This is a genomic window from Pseudomonas sp. NPDC087615 (assembly GCF_044743445.1).
GTDB lineage: Bacteria > Pseudomonadota > Gammaproteobacteria > Pseudomonadales > Pseudomonadaceae > Aquipseudomonas > Aquipseudomonas baetica_A.
In genome coordinates this window covers 1-24,816 of sequence record NZ_JBIUWM010000033.1, presented here as the reverse complement: position 1 = coordinate 24,816, position 24,816 = coordinate 1, and the positions used below count along the sequence as shown (strand labels likewise).

The 24,816-nt window shown below is 58.3% G+C and carries 18 protein-coding genes and 2 pseudogenes; 4 read left to right on the top strand and 16 right to left on the bottom strand.

Annotated features, from left to right (window positions below; translation table 11 throughout):
* Positions 1-273: 273 nt before the first annotated feature.
* The 6 genes and pseudogenes from ACIOU6_RS17245 to ACIOU6_RS17220 all read right to left on the bottom strand — a co-directional run.
* Positions 274-1,227, bottom strand: a complete 954-nt coding sequence (locus ACIOU6_RS17245; RefSeq protein ID WP_401138159.1) for a D-2-hydroxyacid dehydrogenase family protein — start codon at positions 1,225-1,227, stop codon at positions 274-276.
* A 13-nt stretch (positions 1,228-1,240) separates the two neighbouring features.
* The gene (locus ACIOU6_RS17240) at positions 1,241-2,284 is read right to left on the bottom strand and encodes an alpha/beta fold hydrolase (protein ID WP_401138157.1); all 1,044 of its coding nucleotides are present in this window, start codon (positions 2,282-2,284) and stop codon (positions 1,241-1,243) included.
* An 87-nt stretch (positions 2,285-2,371) separates the two neighbouring features.
* Positions 2,372-2,806 carry a YqaA family protein gene (locus tag ACIOU6_RS17235; protein WP_401138154.1) on the bottom strand — a complete coding sequence of 145 codons (435 nt, stop codon included), beginning with the start codon at positions 2,804-2,806 and terminating at the stop codon, positions 2,372-2,374.
* The gene (locus ACIOU6_RS17230; RefSeq protein WP_221731622.1) at positions 2,806-3,252 is read right to left on the bottom strand and encodes a DUF411 domain-containing protein; all 447 of its coding nucleotides are present in this window, start codon (positions 3,250-3,252) and stop codon (positions 2,806-2,808) included. The genes ACIOU6_RS17235 and ACIOU6_RS17230 overlap by 1 nt, the downstream gene beginning before the upstream one ends.
* 231 nt (positions 3,253-3,483) lie before the next feature.
* Positions 3,484-4,011 (bottom strand): annotated as a pseudogene (locus ACIOU6_RS17225) (methyl-accepting chemotaxis protein); the annotation flags it as partial.
* Between the two features lie 333 nt (positions 4,012-4,344).
* Positions 4,345-5,421, bottom strand: a pseudogene (locus ACIOU6_RS17220) (cache and HAMP domain-containing protein); the annotation flags it as partial.
* Between the two features lie 438 nt (positions 5,422-5,859).
* Here ACIOU6_RS17220 and ACIOU6_RS17215 point away from each other — a divergent pair.
* Positions 5,860-6,393 carry a hypothetical protein gene (locus tag ACIOU6_RS17215; protein ID WP_221731624.1) on the top strand — a complete coding sequence of 178 codons (534 nt, stop codon included), beginning with the start codon at positions 5,860-5,862 and terminating at the stop codon, positions 6,391-6,393.
* Between the two features lie 45 nt (positions 6,394-6,438).
* Here the strand turns inward: ACIOU6_RS17215 and ACIOU6_RS17210 are convergent, their stop codons facing one another.
* From ACIOU6_RS17210 to ACIOU6_RS17185, 6 genes are all read right to left on the bottom strand, one after another.
* Positions 6,439-7,362: a GNAT family N-acetyltransferase gene (locus ACIOU6_RS17210; RefSeq protein WP_221731625.1), complete on the bottom strand. Its 924-nt coding sequence runs from the start codon at positions 7,360-7,362 to the stop codon at positions 6,439-6,441.
* Entirely contained in the window at positions 7,340-8,650 is a 1,311-nt protein-coding gene (locus ACIOU6_RS17205; protein ID WP_401138150.1) for a phenylacetate--CoA ligase family protein, read from the bottom strand. The genes ACIOU6_RS17210 and ACIOU6_RS17205 overlap by 23 nt, the downstream gene beginning before the upstream one ends.
* 43 nt (positions 8,651-8,693) lie before the next feature.
* Positions 8,694-11,099 (bottom strand): aldehyde dehydrogenase family protein, encoded by a 2,406-nt coding sequence (locus ACIOU6_RS17200; protein WP_401138148.1) that lies wholly within the window; start codon positions 11,097-11,099, stop codon positions 8,694-8,696.
* A 1-nt stretch (position 11,100) separates the two neighbouring features.
* Positions 11,101-12,231 (bottom strand): acyl-protein synthase, encoded by a 1,131-nt coding sequence (locus ACIOU6_RS17195; RefSeq protein ID WP_401138146.1) that lies wholly within the window; start codon positions 12,229-12,231, stop codon positions 11,101-11,103.
* A 10-nt stretch (positions 12,232-12,241) separates the two neighbouring features.
* Positions 12,242-13,489 carry an MFS transporter gene (locus ACIOU6_RS17190; protein ID WP_221731629.1) on the bottom strand — a complete coding sequence of 416 codons (1,248 nt, stop codon included), beginning with the start codon at positions 13,487-13,489 and terminating at the stop codon, positions 12,242-12,244.
* Between the two features lie 261 nt (positions 13,490-13,750).
* The gene (locus ACIOU6_RS17185) at positions 13,751-13,891 is read right to left on the bottom strand and encodes a hypothetical protein (RefSeq protein ID WP_221731630.1); all 141 of its coding nucleotides are present in this window, start codon (positions 13,889-13,891) and stop codon (positions 13,751-13,753) included.
* Positions 13,892-14,048: 157 nt separating this feature from the next.
* Between ACIOU6_RS17185 and ACIOU6_RS17180 the strand changes: the two genes are divergently transcribed.
* Positions 14,049-14,237, top strand: a complete 189-nt coding sequence (locus ACIOU6_RS17180) for a hypothetical protein (protein WP_221731631.1) — start codon at positions 14,049-14,051, stop codon at positions 14,235-14,237.
* An 18-nt stretch (positions 14,238-14,255) separates the two neighbouring features.
* Here ACIOU6_RS17180 and ACIOU6_RS17175 read toward each other — a convergent pair whose 3' ends face one another.
* On the bottom strand, positions 14,256-14,633 hold the full coding sequence (locus tag ACIOU6_RS17175) for a fe2+ zn2+ uptake regulation protein (protein WP_221731632.1): 378 nt from the start codon (positions 14,631-14,633) through the stop codon (positions 14,256-14,258).
* A gap of 301 nt (positions 14,634-14,934) precedes the next feature.
* Here ACIOU6_RS17175 and ACIOU6_RS17170 point away from each other — a divergent pair, with 301 nt between their 5' ends.
* The gene (locus tag ACIOU6_RS17170) at positions 14,935-17,280 is read left to right on the top strand and encodes an acylase (RefSeq protein ID WP_401138141.1); all 2,346 of its coding nucleotides are present in this window, start codon (positions 14,935-14,937) and stop codon (positions 17,278-17,280) included.
* Positions 17,281-17,333: 53 nt separating this feature from the next.
* Here the strand turns inward: ACIOU6_RS17170 and ACIOU6_RS17165 are convergent, their stop codons facing one another.
* Both ACIOU6_RS17165 and ACIOU6_RS17160 read right to left on the bottom strand, forming a co-directional pair.
* Entirely contained in the window at positions 17,334-18,335 is a 1,002-nt protein-coding gene (locus ACIOU6_RS17165) for a FecR family protein (RefSeq protein ID WP_401138139.1), read from the bottom strand.
* A 190-nt stretch (positions 18,336-18,525) separates the two neighbouring features.
* Positions 18,526-23,379 carry a dermonecrotic toxin domain-containing protein gene (locus tag ACIOU6_RS17160; RefSeq protein WP_401138136.1) on the bottom strand — a complete coding sequence of 1,618 codons (4,854 nt, stop codon included), beginning with the start codon at positions 23,377-23,379 and terminating at the stop codon, positions 18,526-18,528.
* A gap of 214 nt (positions 23,380-23,593) precedes the next feature.
* Between ACIOU6_RS17160 and ACIOU6_RS17155 the strand changes: the two genes are divergently transcribed.
* Positions 23,594-24,634 carry an Ldh family oxidoreductase gene (locus tag ACIOU6_RS17155; protein ID WP_401138133.1) on the top strand — a complete coding sequence of 347 codons (1,041 nt, stop codon included), beginning with the start codon at positions 23,594-23,596 and terminating at the stop codon, positions 24,632-24,634.
* Between the two features lie 41 nt (positions 24,635-24,675).
* Here ACIOU6_RS17155 and ACIOU6_RS17150 read toward each other — a convergent pair.
* Positions 24,676-24,816 (bottom strand): integrase core domain-containing protein (locus ACIOU6_RS17150; protein ID WP_401138219.1); only part of this gene is annotated, 141 nt, incomplete at its 5' end.

Below are 24,816 nucleotides of genomic sequence, written 5' to 3'. Positions count from 1 at the left end.
TTCCTTTGATGAAAACCGTGATCAAGCAGGGCAAACGCACCGACGAAGTGCAGGTTTTTTTGCGAGGAAGGGCTAAAACAGTGACTGATCGGTCACGAATGTGTGCTAGCGGAAAGGAAAGGTGCACTGTTGTGGTGCGGGCAATTTGTCGCAGGGAGCTTTCAGGACTCCTTGGCGAGCATCCGCGCTCCACAGGTGATCAGTCGGACACCCATCATTGTGCGCGCAGGCTTGTTCGCGAAGAGGCAGGCAGGAGCACCGCCGCCCTCGGACTCAATTCAGCAATCGAACCGGTACTCCCGCCGACCAGCCCTGAATATCCTCGATCATTTGCGAAAAGAACCGCTCATAGTTCTGCCAACTGACATACCCCACATGGGGTGTGGCAAGCACATTGTCCAGCGTGCGAAACGGGTGCAGCGCCGGTAACGGCTCCTGCTCGAACACATCAAGCGCGGCCCCGGCGATCTGTCGCTTGTGCAAGGCTTTGATCAACGCTGATTCGTCAACGATCGGCCCGCGTGCGGTGTTCACCAGCAGTGCCGTCGCTTTCATCCAGGCTAACGCTTGCGCATCGACCAGCCCGCGACTGCGGTCGCTGAGCACCAGGTGCACCGACAGCACATCGGCCTGTTCGAAAAGTTGCTGCTTGCTGACATACGTCACTCCCGCCTGTTCGGCGCGCTCAGCGGTGAGGTTTTCGCTCCAGGCAATTACCCGCATGCCAAACACCTGGCCGAACTGCGCCACACGCAAGCCGATGCTGCCCAGGCCGAGAATGCCCAGGGTCTTGCCGTGCAGATCGCCACCCAGCCCTTTTTGCCAGGTGCCGGCGCGCAACGAGTTCGCCTCGTTCAGCAGGTTACGGGTCGCCGCCATGATCAGCGCCCAGGTCAGTTCCGGTGCCGCGTGTTTATAGCTGTCGGTGCCACAAACCTTGATGCCCAGTTCTGCTGCCGCCTGCATGTCCAGCGCCGCGTTGCGCATGCCGCCGGTGACCAGCAACTTGAGATTGGGCAATCGCTTGAGCAAGTCTTCGTCGAACCGGGTGCGTTCGCGCATCACGCAAATCACTTGGTACTTGCCCAGACGCTCGGCCAGCGTGGCGTTGTCCGCCGGATACTCATGCTCGAACGTCACCTCGCCGACGCTATCGAGGGCGGACCAGTCAACCACGTCACGGGCCACGTCCTGCCAGTCATCGATCACTGCAATCTGCACCGCCATCAGCTTTACCTCTTCAAAGAACGGGATTGGTTTTGCTCAGCCAGCTCAACAGTGCCTTGTGAAACTGCTCGGGTTCTTCCATTTGCGGCGCGTGGCCCATGCCGGGAAATTCCACCAGTGTCGACTGCGGGATCAGCTTGGCCACCTGTTTGCCGAGCACCTCGTAGTGGCCGATTTTCGCTTTTACTTCTGGCGGCGCGATGTCCTTGCCGATGGCGGTGGTGTCGCTGGTACCGATCAGCAACAGGGTCGGCATCTTGAGGTTTTTGAATTCGTAGTACACCGGCTGGGTGAAAATCATGTCGTAGATCAGCGCCGAGTTCCACGCCACTTGGGTTTTGCCCGGGCCTTTGTTCAGGCCGGCGAGCATGTCGACCCAACGGTCGAATTCGGGTTTCCAGCGACCATCGTAATAGGTCTTGCGTTCGTACTCGCGGATGCCTTGGGCACTGACGTTCAGTTCGCGCTGGTACCACTGATCTACAGTGCGATAGGGCACGCCGAGGGCTTTCCAGTCTTCCAGGCCAATCGGGTTGACCAGTGCCAGTTGATCGACTTGTTCCGGGAATTGCAGCGCATAACGGGTGGCGAGCATGCCGCCGGTGGAATGGCCAAGCAGGGTGGCTTTCTGGATGCCCAGCGCTTTGAGCAATTGGTGAGTGTTGGTCGCCAGTTGCTGGAAACTGTACTGATAGTTGTCGGGTTTGCTGGACGTGCAGAAACCGATCTGATCCGGCGCGACCACCCGATAACCCGCCTCGCTCAAAGCCTTGATCGAGCTATCCCAGGTGGCGCCGCAAAAATTCTTGCCGTGCATCAACACCACAGTGCGACCGTTGGCTTTGCCGTGGGCGGCGACGTCCATGTATCCCATCTGCAGGGATTTACCTTGGGACTGGAAGGCGAAGTGTTTAAGCGTGTAAGGGTATTCGAAGCCTTCCAGTTGCGAGCCGTATTCGGGGCCTTCGGGCGCAAGTGCTGTTTCTGCCTGGGCGAGCAGTGGCAGCGCAGAGCTCAAAAGCAGGCTAGGCAGCCAGCGGGAAAACGTAACGGGCATGGGTGCAAACTCCAGTGAAAATCGGCTGATGCTGGAACGACCGGATTAGGGCGATGTTAAACACAGGCAATGCCCAGGCCCGAACGTTCAACCGAGCCAGCCCAGTGTCAGCATTGCCAGCACGGCATAGCGGGCGCCCTTGGCCAGGGTGACAATCACCAGAAACCGCCCGAGGGGCTCGCGCATCACGCCGGCAATCAGGGTCAGCGGATCACCGATGATCGGCAGCCAACTGAGCAACAGCGACCAATGCCCGTAACGCTCGTAGTGCTTGCGCGCCGTGGCCATGTGTTTGGGACTGACCGGAAACCAGCGCCGATGCTGAAACCGTTCGAGTCGACGTCCCAACCACCAGTTGACCAGTGAACCGAGGACGTTGCCCAGCGTGGCGACCGCTAGCAACCCCCAGAGCCAATAACGATCACTGACGATCAGGCCAACCAGCAACGCCTCTGACTGCAACGGCAGCAGTGTCGCGGCGCCGAATGCGGCGAAAAACAGCCCGATATACGCGGCACCCATCAATGGGCCGGGTAATCCGCCACCACCACGTCAGCGCCGTCCTTACTCAGGCCGATGATTTGATAAGCATCGCTCATGCCGTCCATTTCCATGCCCGGCGAGCCCATCGGCATGCCCGGCGCAGCGACACCGAGCAAGTCGTCACGCTTGCTCAGAGCCAGCACTTGTTCGGCCGGCACATGGCCCTCGACGAACTTGCCGTTGATGATTGCGGTGTGACATGCCGCCAGACGCGGCGGCACGCCATGCTGTTGCTTGAAACTGCTCATGTCGCTTTCGACGTGATCTTCGACCTTGAAGCCGTTGGCTTCCAGGTGGCTGATCCATTTTTTGCAGCAGCCACAGTTGGCGTCGCGATGGACTTCGATCGGGATCAGGTCGGCAGCCTGGGCGAGGGAGGAGAGGAACAGGGCGCTCAGGGCGACCAGACGCAAAGGGGTTCGCATGACGGGTTCTCGACTCGGATTGGCGGTCAAAAAGAACGCATTTTGACCGGTTTTTCCTGGCAGGCATCAACGGATTGTTTCCAGTTGCTACGAGGCAGGCTGTCGGGATCATCGTAGATCAAGGCTGACAGCCCGATGAGCGAGAGATTACAAATCTGTCAGTTGAACCGCCGGGCAACGGCGGTAGAAACCCGTTGTGGCGAGGGCGCAATCGCCCTCGCCACAGGCCTGTCAACGCACTTTGAACCGGCCCATGATCGCGCTCACCTGGCTGTTGGCTTCGAGTAACTGACGGGTGTTGAGTTCGCTGGCCTGGCCGCTTTTCACCAGTTCATCGACCATGTGACGGATCTGCACCATGCTGCGGTTGATCTCTTCGGTCACTGCGCTTTGCTGTTCGGCGGCAGTGGCGATTTGGGTGCTGAGGCTGTTGATGTGGCTGACCGAGCCAGCCATTTCGTCCAGCCCCGAGTTGACCCGCGCCGTAGCGTCAGCGGCGGACTGGCAACTGGCCTGAGTGTTTTCCATCGCGCTGACCGATGAGCTCACCCCTTGGGTCAGGCGGGTCAACATTTCGTTGATTTCCGAGGTACTGGCTTGGGTACGGGCGGCGAGGGCGCGTACCTCGTCAGCGACCACTGCAAAACCACGACCCTGCTCGCCGGCGCGGGCCGCTTCAATCGCGGCGTTTAGGGCCAGCAGGTTGGTCTGACCGGCAATCGCTCCGATGACCCCGAGAATCTCGGTGATGCGTTGAGCATCCTGCTGCATGTTTTCAACTTTGTGTGTGGCACTGGCCACTTCGTCAATCAGCGCAACCACGCTGTTGGTCGCTTCGCCCACCACTACGCGCGATCGATCGGCGTTTTCGTTGGCACGCTGTGTAAACGCGGCGGTTTCGGCAGCATTCTGCGCCACGCTTTCCGCGGTGGAACTCATCTCGGTGATAGCGGTGACGGTTTGATCGGTTTCCGAGGCATGGCGCAGCAGGATCTGGCTGGTATGCGCCGAGGTACGTTGCAGGTTGTCGAGGCTTGAGGCCATGGCCCCTGTGGCCTGCGTGACTTCCCCGATCATGTTTTGCAGATAGGCAATGAAGGTGTTGACCGAGTGGCCGATGGCACCCAGTTCGTCTTCGGCGCGGATGGTGATGCGGCGAGTCAGGTCGGCATCGCCGCTGGACAGCAAGTCGATGTTGGCTTTCAACGCCTTCAAGCGCGACACCAGTTGGCGGATGGCATAAACCTGCAATAGCACCAGCAACAGCACCAACGGAATCTGCAACAGGCTAAGCGTGCTGAGTACGTCATCACGCTGGGCGGTCAGCATTTTGGTCGGCAGGGCGGTGGCGAGGAACCAGGGAGTGCCTTCGATCGGCCGCATGAAGAACGTGCTGTCTTGACCGTTGTTGTCGAACTCGACGCGCTGCGCCTGATCGCGGTTCTGCAGGCCAGCCTTGACCTGGCTGGCGAAGGTCGAGCTGGCGGCCAGTTCATTGATGTTTTTCAGCACGATCGGCCCACTGATGCGCGAACTGTTGCTGATGATCTTGCCGTCGGCCTCGACGATGAGCATCTCGGCGTTGAGGTCTTTTTCCTTGCGGGCGACCAGATCATTGAAGAAACCGAGGGTCACGTCGATGGTCGACACGCCCCAGGCGCTACCGTTTTTCTGGATGGCCATGGCGCAGTTGGTGCGCGGTTCGGCGCTGGCATCGTCTTTATAGGCAGCGGCCCAGGCGCACTGACCGCGCGGGGTCTGCATGCCGCCCTTGTACCAGCTCTGGTCGTAATAGTTGGGCGCGGCGTCGCTGTTCCAGAAGGTGTTGACCGCCAGTTTGCCCGAGGCATCGCGATGCCAGAAAGTGCTGAACTTGTTGCGCCCAGCCTCACGCTGCCCCGGCAGCGGCCAGATCCCGCCGCCGAAGACTTTCGGCTCGCCGTATTGATCGACCAAGCCCGGCAATACCGTATCGATGGCAGCGCTGTCGAGCAACGGGATGGTTTGGGTGATGCTGCGCTGTTGCGCCTGAACCTTGTTCAATTCGCCCTGAATCTGCTCGGCGACTTCGGCGATACGGTTGAGCACAACCTGTTCTTCGGTATGACGCAGTTTGGGGGCGACCAGTTGACTGATGCCAACCACGGTCAGCACCGACAACAACAGCATGAACAGAACCAGAAACAGCGTGTAGCGAGCCTGAATAGTGCGCAATGCGGGCATGGAGACCGGTCCTTTAGCTACGTTTTTTATTATGGGTTCAGGGGGAAAACATCACGGGTATCCATGGGTATCGTCGGGATGGGAAGAAGCTTTAGGTACTTTCGTACAAGAACGTGCAGTGTATGGCCGAACGGTAGGTATCGTCTTTGATACAACAAAGCGGTTTGCCTGGTTGATCAGTGCAAAAAACGCAACCCGTGACAATTTCAGATGAGTCACGCGGTTCCATCTTTTGGGGTGTTTTGAGAATTTCTACCTGAATGTACGAGAATTGTAAGCAAACGGATAAAAAGGTTGGTGCCACTAGTTGGCCCGCCGATACTTACGAGCACCAAAGTAGGTCAACAAGGACATTTTCATGCTCGTTCTTCAAGGAACTCACTCATGACTATCGGCTATACCGGTGCTTGGCAGAGTAAGGCGGGTTTGCTGGTGCAGGACACCGGCAGTAGAGGCAAACAGGTGTCGCAAAGCACCAAGGTGAGGCAGATGCTGACCTTGGTCGGCAACGATCCGAATGCGCTGAACATCGCTGAGATGGACAAGCAAAAGCTGCACAAGAACATCAAGGGTTTCGACCCGGATAACGTGTCGGCGAAGCAGTTGGGCAACCTCAGTACATTCTTGCGCAGCAAAGGCCTGATTTCCGATCTGACGGCAATGACCCTGCTCAACGCCGGTGACAAGTTCGATCGTTTCGGGGTGCAGAAAGATCCGGATGCAAAGTTCAGTGCGCTGGAGTACTTCGCCACGCAACTCGATACCATTCAGACCAACGCGATCAAGGGCGACAAATACGCCAACGGTTTGATCCCCGAGTACAAGAAAGCCATTTACGTGCTGCAGAACCTCAAGACCTATGGCAAGGGTAACGGCACGACGCCGCCAACCGACAAAGGCGTCAGCTCCAAGGCGTGAGCGTCAGAAGAAGATGGCCCGTTCCAATCGCGACGGGCCAATGTGTTAATTCCAGCCTCCCCTGATATTGCGCTGAACCTCATCATGCAGGACCTGCATGCGCGGGCAATGTAGCTTTAGCGCGCATTGTCGGACGCCGCGATGAAAGAGCGCGAGCCAGCTCCCTTCCGTGTCGTCGCCGGGTGCCAGGCCGGTAAATACAAAGCCGATGGCCGTTAGCCTGTTCAGATCGCTGGCGAAATGGCGCGACAGTCTCAGGCGTATCGAAATCAGCCAATGTTGCGGTAATGCCTGTAACTGCTTGAGTAGGCTCGGACTCAGCTCCTTTAGCCGCATGTCATGCCGATCAGCGTGTTGTTCAAGTTGAACCGGTGCGCCACGCCAGGGAAGTGCATGCGTTCGCGTGCCGAATACACGACAAAGGTGCTGCATGAAAACCCGACAACTGGCTGGCCATGTCTGTCTGGGCAATGGGCGTTGATACCCGTCGATGACGCGACAACCCAGGACGATCGATTCAGGCGTTGGGCAGCCGAAGGGTGAAGGGACGTAATCCGGCAGCAGTCCGGTGTTGTGAAAACCGATATTGATTGCCATGCGTTGCGTGTACGGATGATGGGTCACTTGCTTGATTGAAACGTCGTGACAGCCAAGCGCTTGTGCGTGAATCAACAGTTGCTGGCCTAGACGCGTCGCGATGTTTTGTCCGCGGGTGTCAGGGTGAACGACGCTCAAGGCCAGTTCGGCACTGTGTGAGCCGTTGTCCCTGAACAGGGTCGCGTGCCCCAGGATCTGCTGTCCGACCACGGCGACCAGCGAGTGCCAGCGCTTGTCGCCGTGGTTTTGGCTGATCATGTGCGGCAGGTAGACATGGGGTTGCACGTAATGGTCGCCGTACACTTGCCGGAACAGTTGACTGACTGCCGCCGCATCGGTGTCGCGATAGTTACGCAGGATCAACGTTTCCATCAGGCGCCTCCTTGTCGTTGTGTTCGTAGCGGCGCCGATCCAGCACTCGCAGGCATTTGCCCGAACGCGGATGGCGTGGCAGATCTTCAAGCGTGCAGCTTTGGGTATGCAAATCCAGAAGTTGGTTTGCCTGCAGTTGCGTAATCAACGGGTACCGTTCGATCAGCCCGGCCTTCAGGCTTCGGTTGACTTCATCCAGGTCGGGGGATCGAGTGCTTGGCACCCATTTCAGGCTCAACACATCCTTGTGCGCACTCTGTTCGATCACCAGTTGCCAGTCGTCACTGGCCGCGGTGCGCCGGACCAAATCGCCGATTTCATGAGGGATCAGTGACAAAATACCCAGCCGAACCCGTTGGCTGTTCGCACTGCGGCCCCTGAGCGCGAATTTGCGCTGCGCCGCGCCAACGGGCTCTCGCCAACAGGCGCGGTCGCCCACCGGGTAACGAATCAGTGGCATCAATCGACGTTTGAGGTGGGTGAGTACCAGTACACCGATCTGGTCACAGGCATCGATCACTTCACCGGACTGTTCGTCGATGATCTCCAGGATGATGTGGTCGTCACGCATTCGATGCTCGCCTTCGACACAGTCGTGGTGGCTGGCCCCGATGAAACCGGCATCGACGCTGGCGTAGCCAATCGAGCTGATGCGTGCGCTGGGAAACGCCAGATGGAGGCGTTGACGTTGCGAAGCGAACAGGCTTTCTCCGCCATAAAGCAGGGTGTCGACGCCGGGCAGTGTCTGCCCCCGACGATTGAGCCAACTGGCGAAGGTCAGCAGGTGCGCGGGTAGACCCGCCAGCACATTGATCGAGTGCTGCACCACGGCTTCGGCCAGAACGTCTGAGCCGACGTCGCCGGTGAACGGGAACTCGGTGATGTCTTGTGCGACGTGCGCCAATGAATCATGGATGAACAGGAAGCTGGCGTAGAGGTCGCCGGCAAAGAACAGGTTGGCTACCCGGTCACCGGATTTGAACTGCCCATTCAGGCTGTCGCCGAAGTCACTCACCAGTTGTCGCCATTCATCCTGGGTATAAACCGAGAGTTTGCCGGCGCTGGTGGAACCGCCGGTTTTAAAAACCAGCGCGTGTTCCACGGGCCCAGTCAACACTGGCCAAGCGTTGAGGGTCTGACTGTTGCTCCAGTAGGCAACAGGATCAATCAACGGCAGTTGCGCGAGTGATGTTTTTTTCTCGGGAATATCCGCGAAGTGTTTCCCGTAAAAGTGTGAGTGCTGACGAACGAACGTAATCAACTCGTTCACAGGATCGGTTGTTTCCATAGTGTTCTCTTTTATATAAAGGCCTGATCGAGTTAGCCGGTTTTTATTTTCGTCTTGAGTCAATCAGTAGCGGCGTCTTGCCGCTGTGTTTGTTTCGAGTGAAGTGTTCAGTCGGACAGACTTCAACTTTCAGTATTAAGAGTCCGGCTTCATAAACGGTCATCAGGGTCGAGTAGTTTGATAACCGGGTGTGTACCTGTGCCGCTTCGAGTTCACTGCGCACCAGGATTCGCTCGATGCCGTCGGGGGCATGATCCAGCAGCAGTTGGAACGGGACCTGCAAGTGCAACGCTAATTCGCTCAGTGAGATGAAGTCGGTGCCGAGGCGGATCAGCGTGCCATGCCGTTGCAGCAGTTCGAAGCGTGGCGACGTGAGCCCGCATTGGCACAGGCCGGGCACCCAGCGTCCGGTGTCGCCAACGTCATAACGCTGTACGGTCTGCCCTTGCCGAGCGATAGAGGTAAACAGCAGTCGACCCACCTGATTGCCAACGACGGGAAGATCGTCGTCAAGTGCGACGATTTCCAGCTGTTGGGTGTCATTCATCAGGTGGAACACACCGTCGCCCGTGGCTTGGCAAGCGTGACCGAGGGGGCCTGCGTCGACGCTGCCGTAAATCGCCGAGCGAATGCTGGAAACACCGCAATCGCTCAGTAGCGCCCGGTTCTGTTCGCTCAGGTGCTCGCCGCCAAGGAAAACCTTTTTGACTGCGCCATAGGCCTGCAACCTTTCGCGTTCGTTGAGGAACAGGCGATGCACGGTGCTGGGCATGCCCATCAGGACCGTCACACGCTGGTCGATGATCAGTTGGGCAATCTCGCGGTAATCGTCATCAGCCGGGGCTCCCATCGGCAAGTGCGTGATGTCCAGCAGTTCGAGCACTTTGGCAAAGCTGAGGAACCCCCCGTAGAGCCCGCCGCAGAAAAACAGATTCATCACCCGGTCTCGCGATGGGTCGAGACCGGCGGCAAACAAACCGTCAGCGGTTGCACGCATCTGCCGATGAAAGTCGCGGTAGCTGTAGCCGGACAGCGCCGGCGTGCCGCTGCTGCCTCCAGAGCGGAAGTACAACTGCGCCATTGGGTTGAACGGCTGGTGGGTGAAGGCGTGTTTGTCCATGATCGGCTGGCCGGACAGCGGCGCGTTGAGCGGCGTGCGGTCGAGGGTGGCGTGGGTTGGCAGGACGGCGCAAGGCACGCTGACCGATACCCGTCGGCTGAGGCGTTGTAACGCGTAAACGCCATCATGCGGTTCGCCGTCGTAGCCGTCGTGGATGCCATCCACTGGCGCGATACGCGTCACACCAGCGCCGATCAGTGTTCGCGCCAATTCGCCGATATGCGGTTCGGCACACAGCAGCGCGCAGCTTTGCAGGACATTGCGCCAAGGCAACAGGGTGGCGGTGATCAGCGCGCGGGGCACAGGGTGCAAGAGCACGCTGCGAAACAGTGGCGACGGACTGAGTTGGCGGTCATGCGCCCAGATCACTCGCCAGCCCGACGCACTGAACACGCGACCGGTTTGCCGGGCGAAACTCTGCGCCAGGCGTGCCATGTGCGTGTGTGTGATGATTTGTGAGGCTTCTTCGGGCGTGGGCGACAGCGCCGGCCACTGCCCGCTGCGTCGTTCGAAAGCTTCAGCCAGGCGCTCGCCGATATCTTGCAACACCACCGGATCGTCACTGTCCACCAGCAACCATTGCGGGCTGGAGCAGGCCTGTTGATCCAGCCGGCAGACCTCATCGGCGACGGCATCCAGCGCCTGCGACGTGGCGGCATCGGGTGTCAGATAAACGAAGCTGATGCGGTGTCCCCAATCGATCCAGCGACAGCCAGCCGGGATCTGCTGGCGAATCGCGTGCAGGGCCGATTCGCCGCCCCAGGCCGCGACACCGTTGGCGCGTTTGCACAATGCCCCTATGTGTTCAGTTTTGACCGGCAAGACCGCCACGTAATTCGCGAGTTGACCGGTAAGATCGCATTGCACGAATGCACCGAGCAGTTGCGCGGTCAGGTTCCGATCGCTGCTGCTGGGGCGCAACCAGTTGACGTTGCCAGCCAGCAGGCTTTCCAGTACGGCGCAGAATGCCAGTAATGGCGCGTTGCCCGGGGTGATGTGCACGACCAGTCCGAGCGGGCTCCAACACTCGAAACACGCTTGCCGATAATTGATTCGGCGCAATGATTCAGGTTGCGTGCCGAGTTCGCGTTGCAATTTGACTTGCAACGCTTGCGGGTCGCAGAAAGCGATCAGGCTTTGTCGTTGCCCTGCATCGAGTACCGACGTGTAATCGGGGCTGCGCAATTGCTCGGCAAACCGTGCGGCAGCCGCCATCACGGTGTCGCTTTCAAGCGGCGTGCTCAGGTGTTGCACCAGGTCATGGTCGAGGTGTTCAAGCGCCTGGTCGAGCGTGAAATCGTTATGCAAATGGCCGTTGATCAAATACATATCAGTGCCTCCCCAATAACTCGGACGCCGCCATCGCGCAGCTTCTGCCTGCCGTAGTGCCAGCGCGGCCATGCAGTTCGAACCAGTCGCCGGCGAGTGAGCAGCCACAACTCGCGCCAGGGTGCAGTGTGGCCAGATCGCTCATCACCACGGCGTGCGCGGGGCTGGACGAGATATAGGGCGAGACAAATCCCAGCAAGCCTTGCTGGCCATAGGGCTGAACAGAGAAGTCCTGGGGATTGCGCACGAACACCTTCGAATAGACCGGGACATGGAAATGATGGTGCTCGCATTCGATGTAAGGCACGGCGTGTTCGACTGCGCCGTAACCATCGCGACAGCGCGACGTTTCGATGCCCAATTGCCGGTGGATGCGCGCATATAACTGCTGTCTGGGTATCTCTTGGGCCGCTTGGGTTTTCCAGCCGCCACCGAAGAACGCCAACGAACCCGCGGGCAGTTGCAGATCGGGCACGCCGCTATCTTCCATCCGTTGCAGGGTTTGCCACAAAAATGCCGGAAAGCCGAGAATGCGCACCGCAAGACCTTCTTCGGCAAACGCCTGCAACGCGGCAATGACACCAAACAGGTCGAACTGATGACCGTCACCGCTGCTGCGCAGGGCGTAGACCACACGATTGGCTGGAGCGAAACGGCATAGAAACTGATCAGTGAATGAGGTGCCCAGTGTGATGCGACCTTGCGGCTCATAACTGAGCAGCAGGTAGTTGCACGGCGTGTCCGGGGTATCCCAGCCGTAATGACGAAAGATCTGCGCGACCATGAATTGGGCCGCAGACAGGCTACGTTCGTCATAGCGCATGCGACTTTTCTGGCCGCTGGTGCCGGACGATGTCAGTTCCAGAGCCTGCTCCCCAGCGTTGCTGAGCAGCAGTTGTTGTTTGAAGAAGTTGGCAAAGATCGGCGGCAGTCGTGACCAGTCATCCAGGCTGTCCAGATCGCTGGCGTCGATCCCGTTGGCGTTCAACCAGTGTTCGTAGCCCGGCGTCTGCTGGCAGTGATACCGGCTGATTTCGGCCATGGCCCGGTCAAACAGCCCCGAGGGCACTGAATCCGGGCAATAAGGCTGTGTCAACGCGCAGAGCGCGTCGCTTGAGGGTAAGTGGATCATCAATATTCCTTTATCGAGGAGGGGCGAAACAGTTTTTTGCTGCTCGCAAGAACCCGTGAAGCAAGGGCAGGCACATCAGGCCACTGAGCGCGGCGCAAATGGCGAAGAGTTCGAGACGTGTGCCGCCACCCATCGCCGCAATGATCGAGCCGCCGACACCCATCACGGCAATGGAAAGCATGCCGATCATGGCTGAGACAAGACCTTTGCTGTCGTCAGTACTGAATAGCGCCAGGCGATACAGCGCGGCATTGCTGATACCCAGTCCAACGGCGTACAGCGACAGACCGGCCACCACTGGCCCCACACCTGCGCCAGACAGTGCGCAACCTATCAGTGTCAGCAGGCCCAGGCAGAACGGCCAAAGCGCCAGACGAATCAACTGTGGTAACGCGTGAGTGACCAGCAAGCGGTCGAGAATCAGGTTGCCAACGATCACGGCAGAGAAAATCGGGATTTGCCATAGTCCGTACTCAAGCGGCGTCAGGCCCTGCAACTGGATCAGCAGCAACGGTGCCAGGCCGATCCAGGCGATCAAGGGCAGACTCATCAACCCTAGTGCGAGGCTTGCGCCGAGGAACCTTCGGTTGCCGAGCAGGGTAAGGTAGCGCCGGCGGATCTGGCGCAAGGAGAAGGGCACCGGCGCTTGCAGGCTGCCATCTCGGCGCACAACGCCGACGGTCTCCGGCATGTAGGCATAGAGCCCCAGCCACACGGCGGCGGCTGCCAGACCCAGGCCCAGAAACAGATCGCGCCAAGTCAGCCATTCCAGCAACAGACTGCCAAGTATCGGCCCCAGCAGCGGCGACAACAGCGCAACGTTGCCGAGCAGCGCCATCAAGCGCACAGCATCGGCCTCGCTGAACACTTCCTGAAGCGCCGGATAACTGACCGCCACAACAAAACCCACGCCCATGCCTTGCACCAGTCGCAGCACATTGAACGCTTCTATGCTGTGGATGGTGAAAGCGGCTGTGCAGGCGGCGGCGAACAGCGCGCAGCCGATCAACAATACGCGCCGTCGTCCCCAGTGATCGGATAGCGCTCCGATCAACCACTGCAGGCAAACACCCCCCAGTAGATAAAGGTTGAAAGCATTGGGTACATGACGGGCATCTGCCTGTAGTTGCGCGGTAACGTTCAACATGGCCGGCATGATCAAGTCACTGGCCATATAAGTCAGTAACTCAAAAGCCGTAAGGGCCAGACAGAATCCGACAACTTGTCGTGGGGCGATTTTAATCAATGTTCTCTGCATAGACTTCCTTGTTTATAGTCGCGGAAAAGTTTGCAGAGACTAGGCGTAGGTGCTCTTGTCACCTAACGCTTTGCTGAGACATTAAATTTCAAATGCTTGCAGGTTATTTAATGGATCAGAAAAGTTGTGAGGCGCACTAAGTTGTCGGCGAGTGGTGATAAAACAATGCCCGCTGAATGGCGGGCATTGTTTATAGGGCCGGTTTTGTGTGCCTCCACCTGCCGCAATTATTGGTAAACGGGCAGGGTGAGCGACTTTCTTCTAACGATGTTGATAATAGCCAGGGCCTCCCTGGTAATGGCGATGGTGATCACCATGCCAGCCGCCGTGGGGGAAAATGATGCAACCACTCAGGGTCAGCAGGGCAAGAACGGGAATCAGCCAGGTGATTCGACGCAGCATTTCAAAAATCCTCATGGTTACGCCGTCATGAAGCCAAAACTCTTCAGCGGCTGTAATATGAGACCCCGTTTGCAGCGGCGCATCCCCGTAAAACGGTAAGCGCATGGCATGCAAACAGATACAAACCGGATACATTCCAAAGTTTCAGGAAGCCGCAATGACCCAGAAGCAACGCTTGATTTTTTCGATTGTGATCGCCGTGTCCGTGCTGGCAATCATGCTCGGCCTGTCCTGGCTGCAAAACGCCGGCATGATCAGTGAGAAGACATTCCAGTACATCGCCATTGGCGTGGCGGTGGTCGTGGTAGTGATCAACGGCGTGATGCGCCGCAAGGTCAAACCCTGACGGCGCTCGCAGCACGCATCAATCGTTGTTGAGAACGGCAGCAGCCTGCGGATGCAGGCTGTAGCTCTTGTCTGCATTGAAGGTGATCACACCCTCGGCGCACAGACGCTTGAGGACTTCGCGCACACTGAGAAACGACAGCGGAATACCCAGATCCAGCAATTGGCTGTGGACGCCGCGCACGCCCAGATGCCGATCACTTTGTGCCGCAACCAGTAGGGCGTCGATGACTTTCAGACGGATCAGGCTGGTGCGCAGGCCGAAACTTTTCAGCAGCAACCGGATACGTTCATTGCCGTGACGGTCGACGCGTTGCCCGAAATCGCTCGCGTGGGGGCTCATGGAAGCTCCTTGTGAGGCCTGGCTACCGTCCGTTGGTAGTTGCGAGTTGTACATGCGATTACTCCTTTTCAGAGCCTGATCGGGAAAGGTTTTTGACGGTCTTTCAAACAAGACGTATCAACGCGACAAATCATGAAAGAAAAAATGTAGAAATTTTGTCGGAAATTCGTCCTCTCTGTGTAATCACGGCACATAACCGCTGTTGCGAGGGCTAAATTTTTTTCTACAGGTTCGTCTCCATCACAGGCTCATTGCGCGTGGACGCATGGGTGTTTCCAGAGCGGACCCGCGGCCCCTCACAGGCTTGGCGCAGCAACGCCGGGTACGCTCTTCGGTATTTCGATCAGGAGCGAGCGTGATTATTTCCAGGCACTTAACCAGACTGACCTCTGCCGGTATGTTTCTTGGGCTGAGCCTGTCGGCCCATGCGTTCAGCCCGGCCCTCGATACCAGCGCTGAAATCCGGCGCACCGGTTTTGGCGTACCGCATATCCGTGCGCAAGACGAACGTGGTCTCGGTTTCGGGATCGGATACGCCTATGCGCAGGACAACCTGTGTCTTTTGGCCAACGAGATCGTAACGGTCAATGGTCAGCGTTCACGCTATTTCGGGCCGGAGCAGTTCACCGTCGAACAGCGCGAAAACCGTGTCAGCGATGTGTTTTTCACCTGGCTCAATACACCTGAAGCGGTCAACGAATTCTGGCGGGCGCAACCTGCTCAGGTGCGGGATCTGGTGCAGGGTTATGCCGCCGGCTATAACCGCTATCTAGCCCAGCGCCGTGAGCAGGGCCTGCCGCAACAATGTCAGGGCGAGTGGGTGCGCGATATTTCGCCTCAAGACCTGGTGAAACTGACGCGTCGCCTGTTGGTCGAGGGGGGTGTCGGCCAGTTCGCCGAAGCCCTGGCGGGCGCCACGCCGCCTCATGCCACGGCTCGGGTTGAACACGTCAGTCACGCCTACGCGTTGGCCGACGCCCGCCTGCAGCGCTTCGCACTGGACCGTGGCAGCAATGCCGTGGCGGTGGGCAGTGAACGCTCCTTCAACGGTCGCGGGATGCTGTTGGCCAACCCTCACTTTCCCTGGGTTGGCGGTATGCGTTTCTATCAAATGCACCTGACCATTCCTGGCAAGCTCGATGTCATGGGCGCGGCCTTGCCGGGATTGCCGATGATCAACATTGGCTTCAACCAGCACCTGGCCTGGACTCACACAGTCGACTCTTCCAAGCACTTCACCCTGTATCGGCTGCAACTCGATCCGAAAGACCCGACGCACTATTTGCTCGATGGTCAATCAGTGCCGATGAGCAAGCAGACGGTAACCGTGCAGATCAAACAGGCTGATGGGCAGGTAGTGCCGGTCGTACGTGACGTCTATAGCTCGAAGTTCGGGCCGATCGTGCAGTGGCCGGGCAAGCTCGACTGGGATAATCAGTTTGCCTACAGCCTGCGTGATGCCAACCTCGATAACGATCGTGTGCTCAAGCAATGGTATGCAATGAACCAGGCTTCCTCGCTCGAGCAATTGCAGAACTCGGTGCACAAGATCCAGGGAATCCCGTGGGTCAATACGCTCGCAGCGGATGACAAGGGGCAAACGCTGTACATGAACCTGTCCGTGGTGCCGAACGTCAGCCGTGAAAAACTGGCCAGGTGCAGCGACCCGCGAGCCGGTACCAAGATGATCGTGCTGGATGGCTCCAACAGCGATTGCGCCTGGGACATTGATCCGAAAGCAGCGCAAAAGGGTATTTATGCGTCCAGCCAATTGCCGCAATTGCTGCGCAAGGACTTCGTCCAGCACTCCAACGATTCCGCTTGGCTGGCCAACCCGGCGCAACCGCTCACCGGTTTCTCGCCGCTGATCAGTCAGGAAGGCCAGCCGTTGGGCTTGCGCTCCCGGTTTGCGCTGGAGCGTCTGGCTGGCCTGAGTAAAAAAAGGTCGGTGGCGGTGCAGGATCTGCAGCAAATGGTGATGGATGATCAGGTCTATCTGGCGAGCCAGGTTGCACCCGATCTGTTGGCGTTCTGCGCCACCGACCTTGGTGCCGATGCGCAAACACTGAAACCGCTGTGTGCCAGCCTCAAGGCGTGGGACGGTCGGGCCAATCTGGATGCGGGCCTGGGTCTGGTGCATTTCCAGAACATCATGCAAGCGTTGCAGACGTCAGGGGATATCTGGCGCGTGGCCTTCGATCCGAAAGACGCACAACACACACCGCGCGGTCTGGCTGTCGAGCAGCCAGCGGTGGCCAAGGCACTGCGTGAAGCGATGCTGGCGTCGGTCGCGTCGGTCGACAAGATGGGCCTCACGCCGCAAACCCGTTGGGGTGATATTCAAGTGGCCAGCAGTGGTGGGCAGCAGACGCCGATTCATGGCGGACCGGGTACGCTGGGGATCTACAATGCCATCCAGAGCGTGCCCCGCGAAGACGGCAAACTTGAAGTGGTCAGCGGCACCAGTTATCTGCAAGTCGTGACCTTCGATGAGAAAGGTCCGCACGCGCAGGGACTGTTGGCGTTCTCGCTGTCCAGCGACCCGGCATCGAAGTATTCGCGGGACCAGACCGAGGCGTTCTCTAAGAAACGGTGGAGTGTGCTGCCGTTTACTGAACAACAGATCCTGGCGGATCCGCAGTATCAGGTGCAAACCATTGGTGGTTCGCTGGGCAAGGCAGCAGAAGTGGCTGCGCAATAAGCACAGCGTTAATTGAGCCAGGCATGAAGGCCGCACCCGCAAGGGCGCGGCCTTCAGTTTTTTGGCGGTTGCTTGGGCATCGAATTGATTACCGGGTTGCCTTCCTTGTTGCGCGTCAGATAGACGGGCAAGACTTTGGGCAGAGAGTTGGCGAGGTTGTTGAGTTCTTTGATGTTGTAGATGCCGCCTACCCGAATCGAACCGGTGTGGGTGTCGGCGAGCATCAACGGCTTGGCCAGGTAACGGTTGATCAGCGGCAACGCGTCATCGAGTGCCATGTTGTCCAGCACCAGTTTGCCGCTGCGCCAGGCCAGTGATGTGTCGTTGGGGTATGTCTGGCTGACCTGCGGCGTGTAGTCGCCGTGTCTGTAGCGTGCCTGCATGGACGGTCCGAGACGCAAACCATCGCCCGGTAATGCGGTGTTGCTGGTCACCCGCACCGAACCTTCGATCAGGTTGACCCGCACTTGATCCTCATACTTCCAGACGTTGAAACGCGTACCGGTTACCCGAATCCGGCCCTCGCCAGCACGTACGATGAACGGGCGAGACAGGTCGTGACTGACCGCAAAGTACGCCTCACCTTTTTTCAGGGTGACGCGCCGTTCGTTTTTGTAATTGCTGAAGGTCAGATCAGTGTTCAGGTTCAGTTCGAGCTGACTGCCGTCACTGAGCGTGACCTGGCGGACATTGTCGGTGGCTGAGAGATGCTGATAGCTGTTGGGCAACCAGCCAAGATTCCATCCGGTGTAGGCCGCCAGCGGTAGCGCGAGCGCGCAGACCGTCGCCGCTATAACGTATTGACGCCACGAGCGGGCAGGCTGGGGAATCGGCGAAGCAACGGCAGGTTCGGGGCGTGGCAGGTGTCCGGCAACGTCCCAAATCTCCAGCATGGCCTCATACTCGAACGCATGCAGCGGATGCGCGGCGTGCCAATGCTCGAAAGCGCGACGCTCTTCATCTGTGCAGTCAGCGGCGTGCAGACGCATGCACCAGTGCGCAGCGGCATCGGTGACGGCATCGTATTCGGCTTCCGAGAGAGTGTCTTGGGTCATTGAGTCGTCCTGATTTCGCACATTCTAACCTTGACGGGAAGTTGCCGAGAACATCCGTCATGGCATTTGCCCATCAAAACGGAACTTATTTTTTCTCAGCTACCCAACCTGAAGGACTGATTCGCGTACCCGAGTGATGGGTGTGAAGGCGTGCGCAGGTTTCGAGCCCTGCGCATTTTTTTGCGCTTTTTCAGGGAAGCGGCACCGGATCCAGTTGCCGACCCATCTCGCAAACGAGGCGGGCGATGGAGTCGGCGTTGCGCAAAATCACATCGATGCGCACATCCGCTGAGTGCCTATCAAGAAACGCATTGCGGGCCTCGTCCATGGTCGGGGTGAGGGTCAGATCGAGAATGTCTTTGCTGATGTCTTCAGCCCCCGGGATTTTATCCAGACTGACAAATGAACCTTTTTTCTTGCTCCAGCGTGCAAACAGGGCTTCTCGGGGGGTAGTGAGCGACAACGCCTGAGTCTGGAGGTCTACCAACTCCTGCTGGATAGTCTGGCCGTACACCGTGAGGGTTTCGATCAAGTCGTGAAACGGGCGCCGTGCCTCCAGGGTGGCAATATCCTTGGCCTTCGAATACTGGTGGGCAAACTCGTGGATCAGTGTCGCTGCTTGAGCGTGGCAATCAATGTCGAAAGGCTCGATGAGGGAGGGTGCGTACCAGCTCAACTGCGGGTTGAAAAAGTTTTCGGTGAAGTGAACCATTTTGCGATGGTCGTTGTTCAGCACAAACGCAATGACGCAGGACTGGAAGGCATTGGAACCCACAACGAAGCGATCAGTGTTCAACAGGTCATCGTCGGGATCCACCAACGCCTGGCAAATGGGCACGATCGCCTTGTTGAGTTTGCTCAATAAACCGCTATCGACTTGGGCCACGCCGAAAAACACTTTGAGAAATCCATCCAGACGGGTGCCAGGAACGTTGGCTTTCAACTGGACCAGATTGTGCAGGCTGTTGAATGCATATACACGGGCAAGATCAACAGCGTGTTGCAGTATTTGCGCTTTCTGGGGATGGTTGCGGCGTATTTCCTTCATACCGATGGCTTCGATGTTCAGCATGACCCTGCGATCCAACTCCAGGGTATATCGCTTGTGCAGTCTGGAGATTGCTTTGCCGTAGTGCACCGCATGGCGATCGGGCGCCAGCAAGAGTCGCGAGCCGGTCAATCGTAATGACGGACCGGGCTTTTCATCGTTAAGAATCTGCCAGACCGCCCCCGGTTGGTCGACACGATGAACCTTGCCGGCGATAGCGGTATACGTACGCTTGCTGATCGGATCCTCATAGGTGCCGTTTTTAGCGTCACGCTTGAGGTCCTCAAGCGCCACTGCCGTGGTTTCAAACGCCTGTAACTCGGTGCGCCTGGGTGACGTTAAACGGATCTGCGACCACGCCGGGGCCACCAGGGCGGGCGAGTTCGACAATGCGTCAACGTTACCGGCGGTGCTCTCTGTTTTGGCTGAAGAAAGAATGGAGAGAGCGGATTCTGCCGAGGCGGCGCCTTCGCTCGTCAGGCGGCCCAGACTGATCATCTGCACCGCGCCGTCGATAAATGATTTCAGGGCTTGCGTCCAATGATGATCCTGCAGGTTTTCAGCCGAATTCTTGAAATCCTTGTACGCCTGCCAAAGGAATGTCACGTACGAGAGTTTGCCCGGCAGCAACCCCGAGATCGGATGGGGGCCATGACTGAACAGGTTTTTCGCCGCTTCCCAATCGTCTTGAGCATGGCTGAGCGCCTGGCAACTCAACAATTGCGGCAGCAGCTTGAGGTTGTCACTGAAGAGCCTGTGCAACAGGTTGCCGGTAATGGCGCGGCCCGACAGTGCCATTTCACTGGTTTCGCCGACGTTCGCCTGCAAAAGCCCCCGAAATATTGATTGCTGTGCTATCGGCAGACGGCGAATCACCAGATCCTGAAAACTGCCCGGCGTGTTCACGGCCGCGATCAGGCTCTGCTCATTGGCGAATTCGCGAAAAAGCGGTTGCGCATAGGGCGCATAAAGGACCAGTGGCCCGGGCTGACCGCCGCCCGGGCCAATGATGTAAAGGCCAAGCGTTTCGACAGCGCTTGCGCCTGCTGTTTTGACCAGCGACAACGGATACGCCATGGCATGAGCTCCCTCAACGGTTGCCCGTGCTATGCCGTCCGGTATGTCGAGCACTTGGCAAAGGCAATCGAAGGCGCTGGCGGACAATTGCTGTTGCAGTTTCAATCCATGTGCATGTTGCAACAGTTGCCAGGGCGTCTGCCGAATGAAGCGTTCTTTGCGTGCTTGGGACTGAGCAGCGTCGTCGGAGAGCGCATCGGTAATTTTTCTGGCGAAAACCGTCGGAATCGCCAGCGACAACAACAGTTGCCGGACAGTATTTTGATCCAGGCCTGCGGGGAGTGGCTTTTTCGTCCTCGCGGCGACTTTGAAGCCGGTACCCTGGGCGATGTTGATATGGTTCAACGCAAAATCGGTGAGCGCGAGGGCAGGGCCCGCCAAGGCCAGATTGGGGATGATCTGGATGTCTTGCGGCTCGAGCGGGTTGCCTTTGAATCGAGCGTCGAGCAATGACTTCAACGTCTGACTGACGTAATCGGCCAGAGAGGGCAGGCCGCTGAGGTAGTCCTTGTGATCGACCACGCTACGGCGCCATTGCTCAAGCAGTTCGAGATGCAACTGCTGCTCGTCCACTGGCGCCATGCCCAGCCAGGCGGGTAGCGATTGTTGCTGGTTGATGGCCGTTGCCAGGTGAATCGTTCGCAGCAGGTTGGTATCGATTGCCGTTCTTTTGAGCGTGGCCAGGGCTGGCGCGAGTCCGGCGCGGTCCTTCAGGCGTTCGCGTACCGCGTCGCAACGTGCAAGGAAGTGCTCAATGCCAGATTGTGCGCGGTTGTGCAGAATATTGTCCTCGATCAACCGTAAGGGACCCAGGGTGTACGCCTGATGGCACTGGCGTGCTTGGGGAGCAAGGTTTTCCAGAAAAGCCAGACGCGCCACGCTGTCCTTCAACCGTTGGTTCAGCGCCTGCCGCGCAACAGTAATATTGGCCAATACTTCCAGCCCCAGCGCGGGCGTCCACACAATTACCCTTCCCGAGTGCAGGTCGTCGAGCCCGCCACGTTCTGTCAGCAAAACGCAGTGAGCCAAAGACAAGGGCTCTTTCGCACCGCGACTTTCCAGGGTAAGTGACCAGGCGTCGGGGCGAAATCCATTGAGTGAACGTCTGTTGTCGCGGCTGGGCTGATCGGGATGGAACACGGTATCGACAATCGCCTGTTCGGCCGTTTTAAGCGAGCCACTGAGCACCCGCAACGCCGCTTCACCGGTTACCCCGACAAACAGCGAGTGAGCCAACTGTGATCTCATTTTCTCAAGGTAACTGCGCTGCTCCTTCGCGGTGGCGGTGGGCTGCCCCCTGAATGAGCCAGTGAGCAAGGCATCGATGCCATCGCATGATCTCGCGATCTCCCGGACCCTGTGTGCCAGCACCCTGGAAGGTTGTTGTACGCCGGCCAGCACCGGCCTTGTCGACCACCGTTTACCGGCATCCACTTCCAGCAACCGCTCGTTGATCATCGAGCGGATATCCAGGGACTTATCGAACATGGCATGGATATCAACGCAGCCATCGCTGTGGCGATATACCTGCAAGGCAAATTCGATGCTTTGCCTCTGTTTGGTGATGATGGCCTCGAACAGCACGTTGAAAATCTCGCCGCCGATGCTTTCGCCGCTCACCTGAGGCCGGTCGAAGCCGATAAAGCGTTGACGCTCTTCAAGGTTCAACAAGCCGTAGAATTCGTCCTCGTGCCCAGGCGCGCGCAGCTTGCTCAACACGGTATCTTTCAGGTCGTTGTAATCCTCAAGCACCTGCAAACCCATGGTCGGTGTGTAAAGGCAGGCATCTGTGTGACTGATGATCAAAGAGCCCGCCAGCTCGACATAATTGGGCTCGTACTCCCACAGGCGCACTTTCTCGAGGGTTGGGCGATGGAGCGACAAGGCGTCCGGCTGAATCATCTGGTGCAGTGTGGCGAACTGACTGGCGTCGAGGGTGCCGGTTTCGCGCTTGATCAGCAGTTCGGCGCGTGCCTGTTCTTTCAGTGCTTCACCGAAGAAGACGCGCCGTGTTGATCCCTCCGTGGCGGGAGCGTTCCAATAGCGTTCCATTTCGTGAAACAGCAGCATCTGCAACTTGCCCGACGCCTGTTGCAGCGCCTCTTCCCAAATCGCCTGATCGCCTTCGACCGGTGCATGCCCGGGATTGGAGAACTCATGCAATGGGTCCGGCGGCCAGCTTCGATGCCGGTAAAGCATCAGCACGGCTTCGCTCAGGCTTGTTGAGTCATGCCAGTGCCGGGCCGGTTCCGAACCTGAGGCGGTGTCAGGGTTGGTGACGGCGGCGTCCGTGTAAAAATTGACCCGGGTTTGCCTCTGCTTCAGGTTGGGGAAACCGTCTTTCAACAGATCATCGAGGATCGTTTCTATCAGGGAGGTGAGCGAGGGCAAACGCTTCAATTCGCCAAGCATGGCCGCCGCGTTCAATTTCTGGCACGCCAGAATGGCGCTCTTCTGGCTATCGAAAATATCCCCCTCGATTGTTTCGTAGCTCAGCGTAAGGCTGCTCTGTTCGACCACTTCTCTGCGCTGGGATAAAGCGAGAAAAGCCAGCAACTGATCCTCTTCTTTGGCTTCCTCCAAGCGTTTTTCGAGTAACGCCTCTAGGGTCGCAAGGCTGTCGTATTTCTTGATGCCATCGTAAGGGGTGTAGAGGATTACGCCTTTGTCGTCGGGGGTTTCGCTGAATATGAAACTGCCGGCCAGCGTGATGGGCGGTGCCGTGCCGGCGCTGATGCGAATGTTCCGGGCAAGCATGGGCGGCGATTGCTCGCTGCGTAGCGCGTGTGTGGCCAGTTTTACATGGGCCAGCCAGTTGAAGTCCTTGCTGTTGAGGTTGTGGGACTTGCCTGTTTGTTCCCAAAGACCGGGGAAATTCAGGGTTTCGGGGAACAGCAGTGGGGAGGCTGTCTCAGGCATCATCGAGTCTCGGTAGGGCGCGCTGGGCGCAAAAAATGAGGCCAGAGACTAAGCGGTGTGCTGCGGGCAAAGGTGGTAGATAGTTATCGCATTGCGAGCGCGAGCGCGGGTCATGCTGTTGCAGGGTTGACAGGGGGGCGCTTGGGTGTGGTTAATCGGTTCGCAAGTTCTCGGTACGCTGTTGTTCCCTCCAATAATCATTCTGGAGCTTCAGATGTCTGCGCCACTCAATCCTGTGTCTTCTGCTGCCTCGTCCTCGTTAACCTTCGAAGCGCTGACGCAATTGCTTGAAACGATTTTTCTGCGCCACGGCACGTCGACGGAGGTCGCCAAGGTGCTGGCCGCCAACTGCGCCGGGGCCGAACGTGATGGTGCCCACAGCCACGGCGTGTTCAGGATTGCGGGCTATGTCTCGACCCTGAAAAGCGGCTGGGTCAACGGACATGCCATACCGCAGGTCGAAGACGTCGCCTCGGGTTTCGTGCGCGTCGATGCCGGCAACGGTTTTGCCCAGCCAGCGCTGGCAGCCGCCCGGCCGTTGCTGGTGGAGAAGGCGCGTAGTGCAGGGATCGCGGTGTTGGCGATTCGCAACTCGCATCACTTTGCAGCCCTGTGGCCGGATGTCGAGCCTTTCGCTGAAGAGGGTCTGGTAGCACTCAGTGTGGTCAACAGCATGACCTGTGTGGTGCCGCACGGCGCTGATCGGCCATTGTTCGGCACCAACCCGATTGCCTTTGCCGCGCCACGGGCCGGCGCTGCACCGATTGTCTTCGACCTGGCCACCAGCGCAATTGCTCATGGCGACGTGCAGATCGCTGCGCGCAAAGGCGAACGGCTACCGGCAGGCATGGGCGTGGACAGCCTCGGCCAGCCAACTCAGGACCCCAGGGCGATTCTCGAAGGCGGGGCGTTGTTGCCGTTTGGCGGCCACAAGGGTTCGGCGTTGTCGATGATGGTGGAGCTACTGGCGGCAGCGCTGACCGGCGGTAATTTCTCATTCGAGTTCGACTGGTCGAACCACCCCGGCGCGAAAACACCGTGGACCGGGCAGTTGCTGATCGTGATTGACCCGAGCAAAGCGGCCGGACAAGGATTTGCCGAACGCAGCGAAGAACTGGTGCGCCAGATGCACGGTGTCGGGCTGAAACGATTGCCGGGTGATCGTCGGCATTTGCAGCGTGCCAGATCGCAGGTCGAGGGCATTGTGCTGGATGAGCACACCCACGCGCAGTTGCGGGAACTGGCCGGTTATTGAGTGTTGCGGCTGTCTAGTCCTGAAATAGGTTTACACCTGTTTCACCCCAACGCCCGATGCACTGCATCGGGCGTTTTGTATTTTAAGGACAGGTGCGGGCGTTCCTGGTTGTAGATCAGGATCGCTTCTCGCACCATTTGCTCCGCTTGCGCCAAGTCTTTCGGCCGATGGAGTAATAGTTC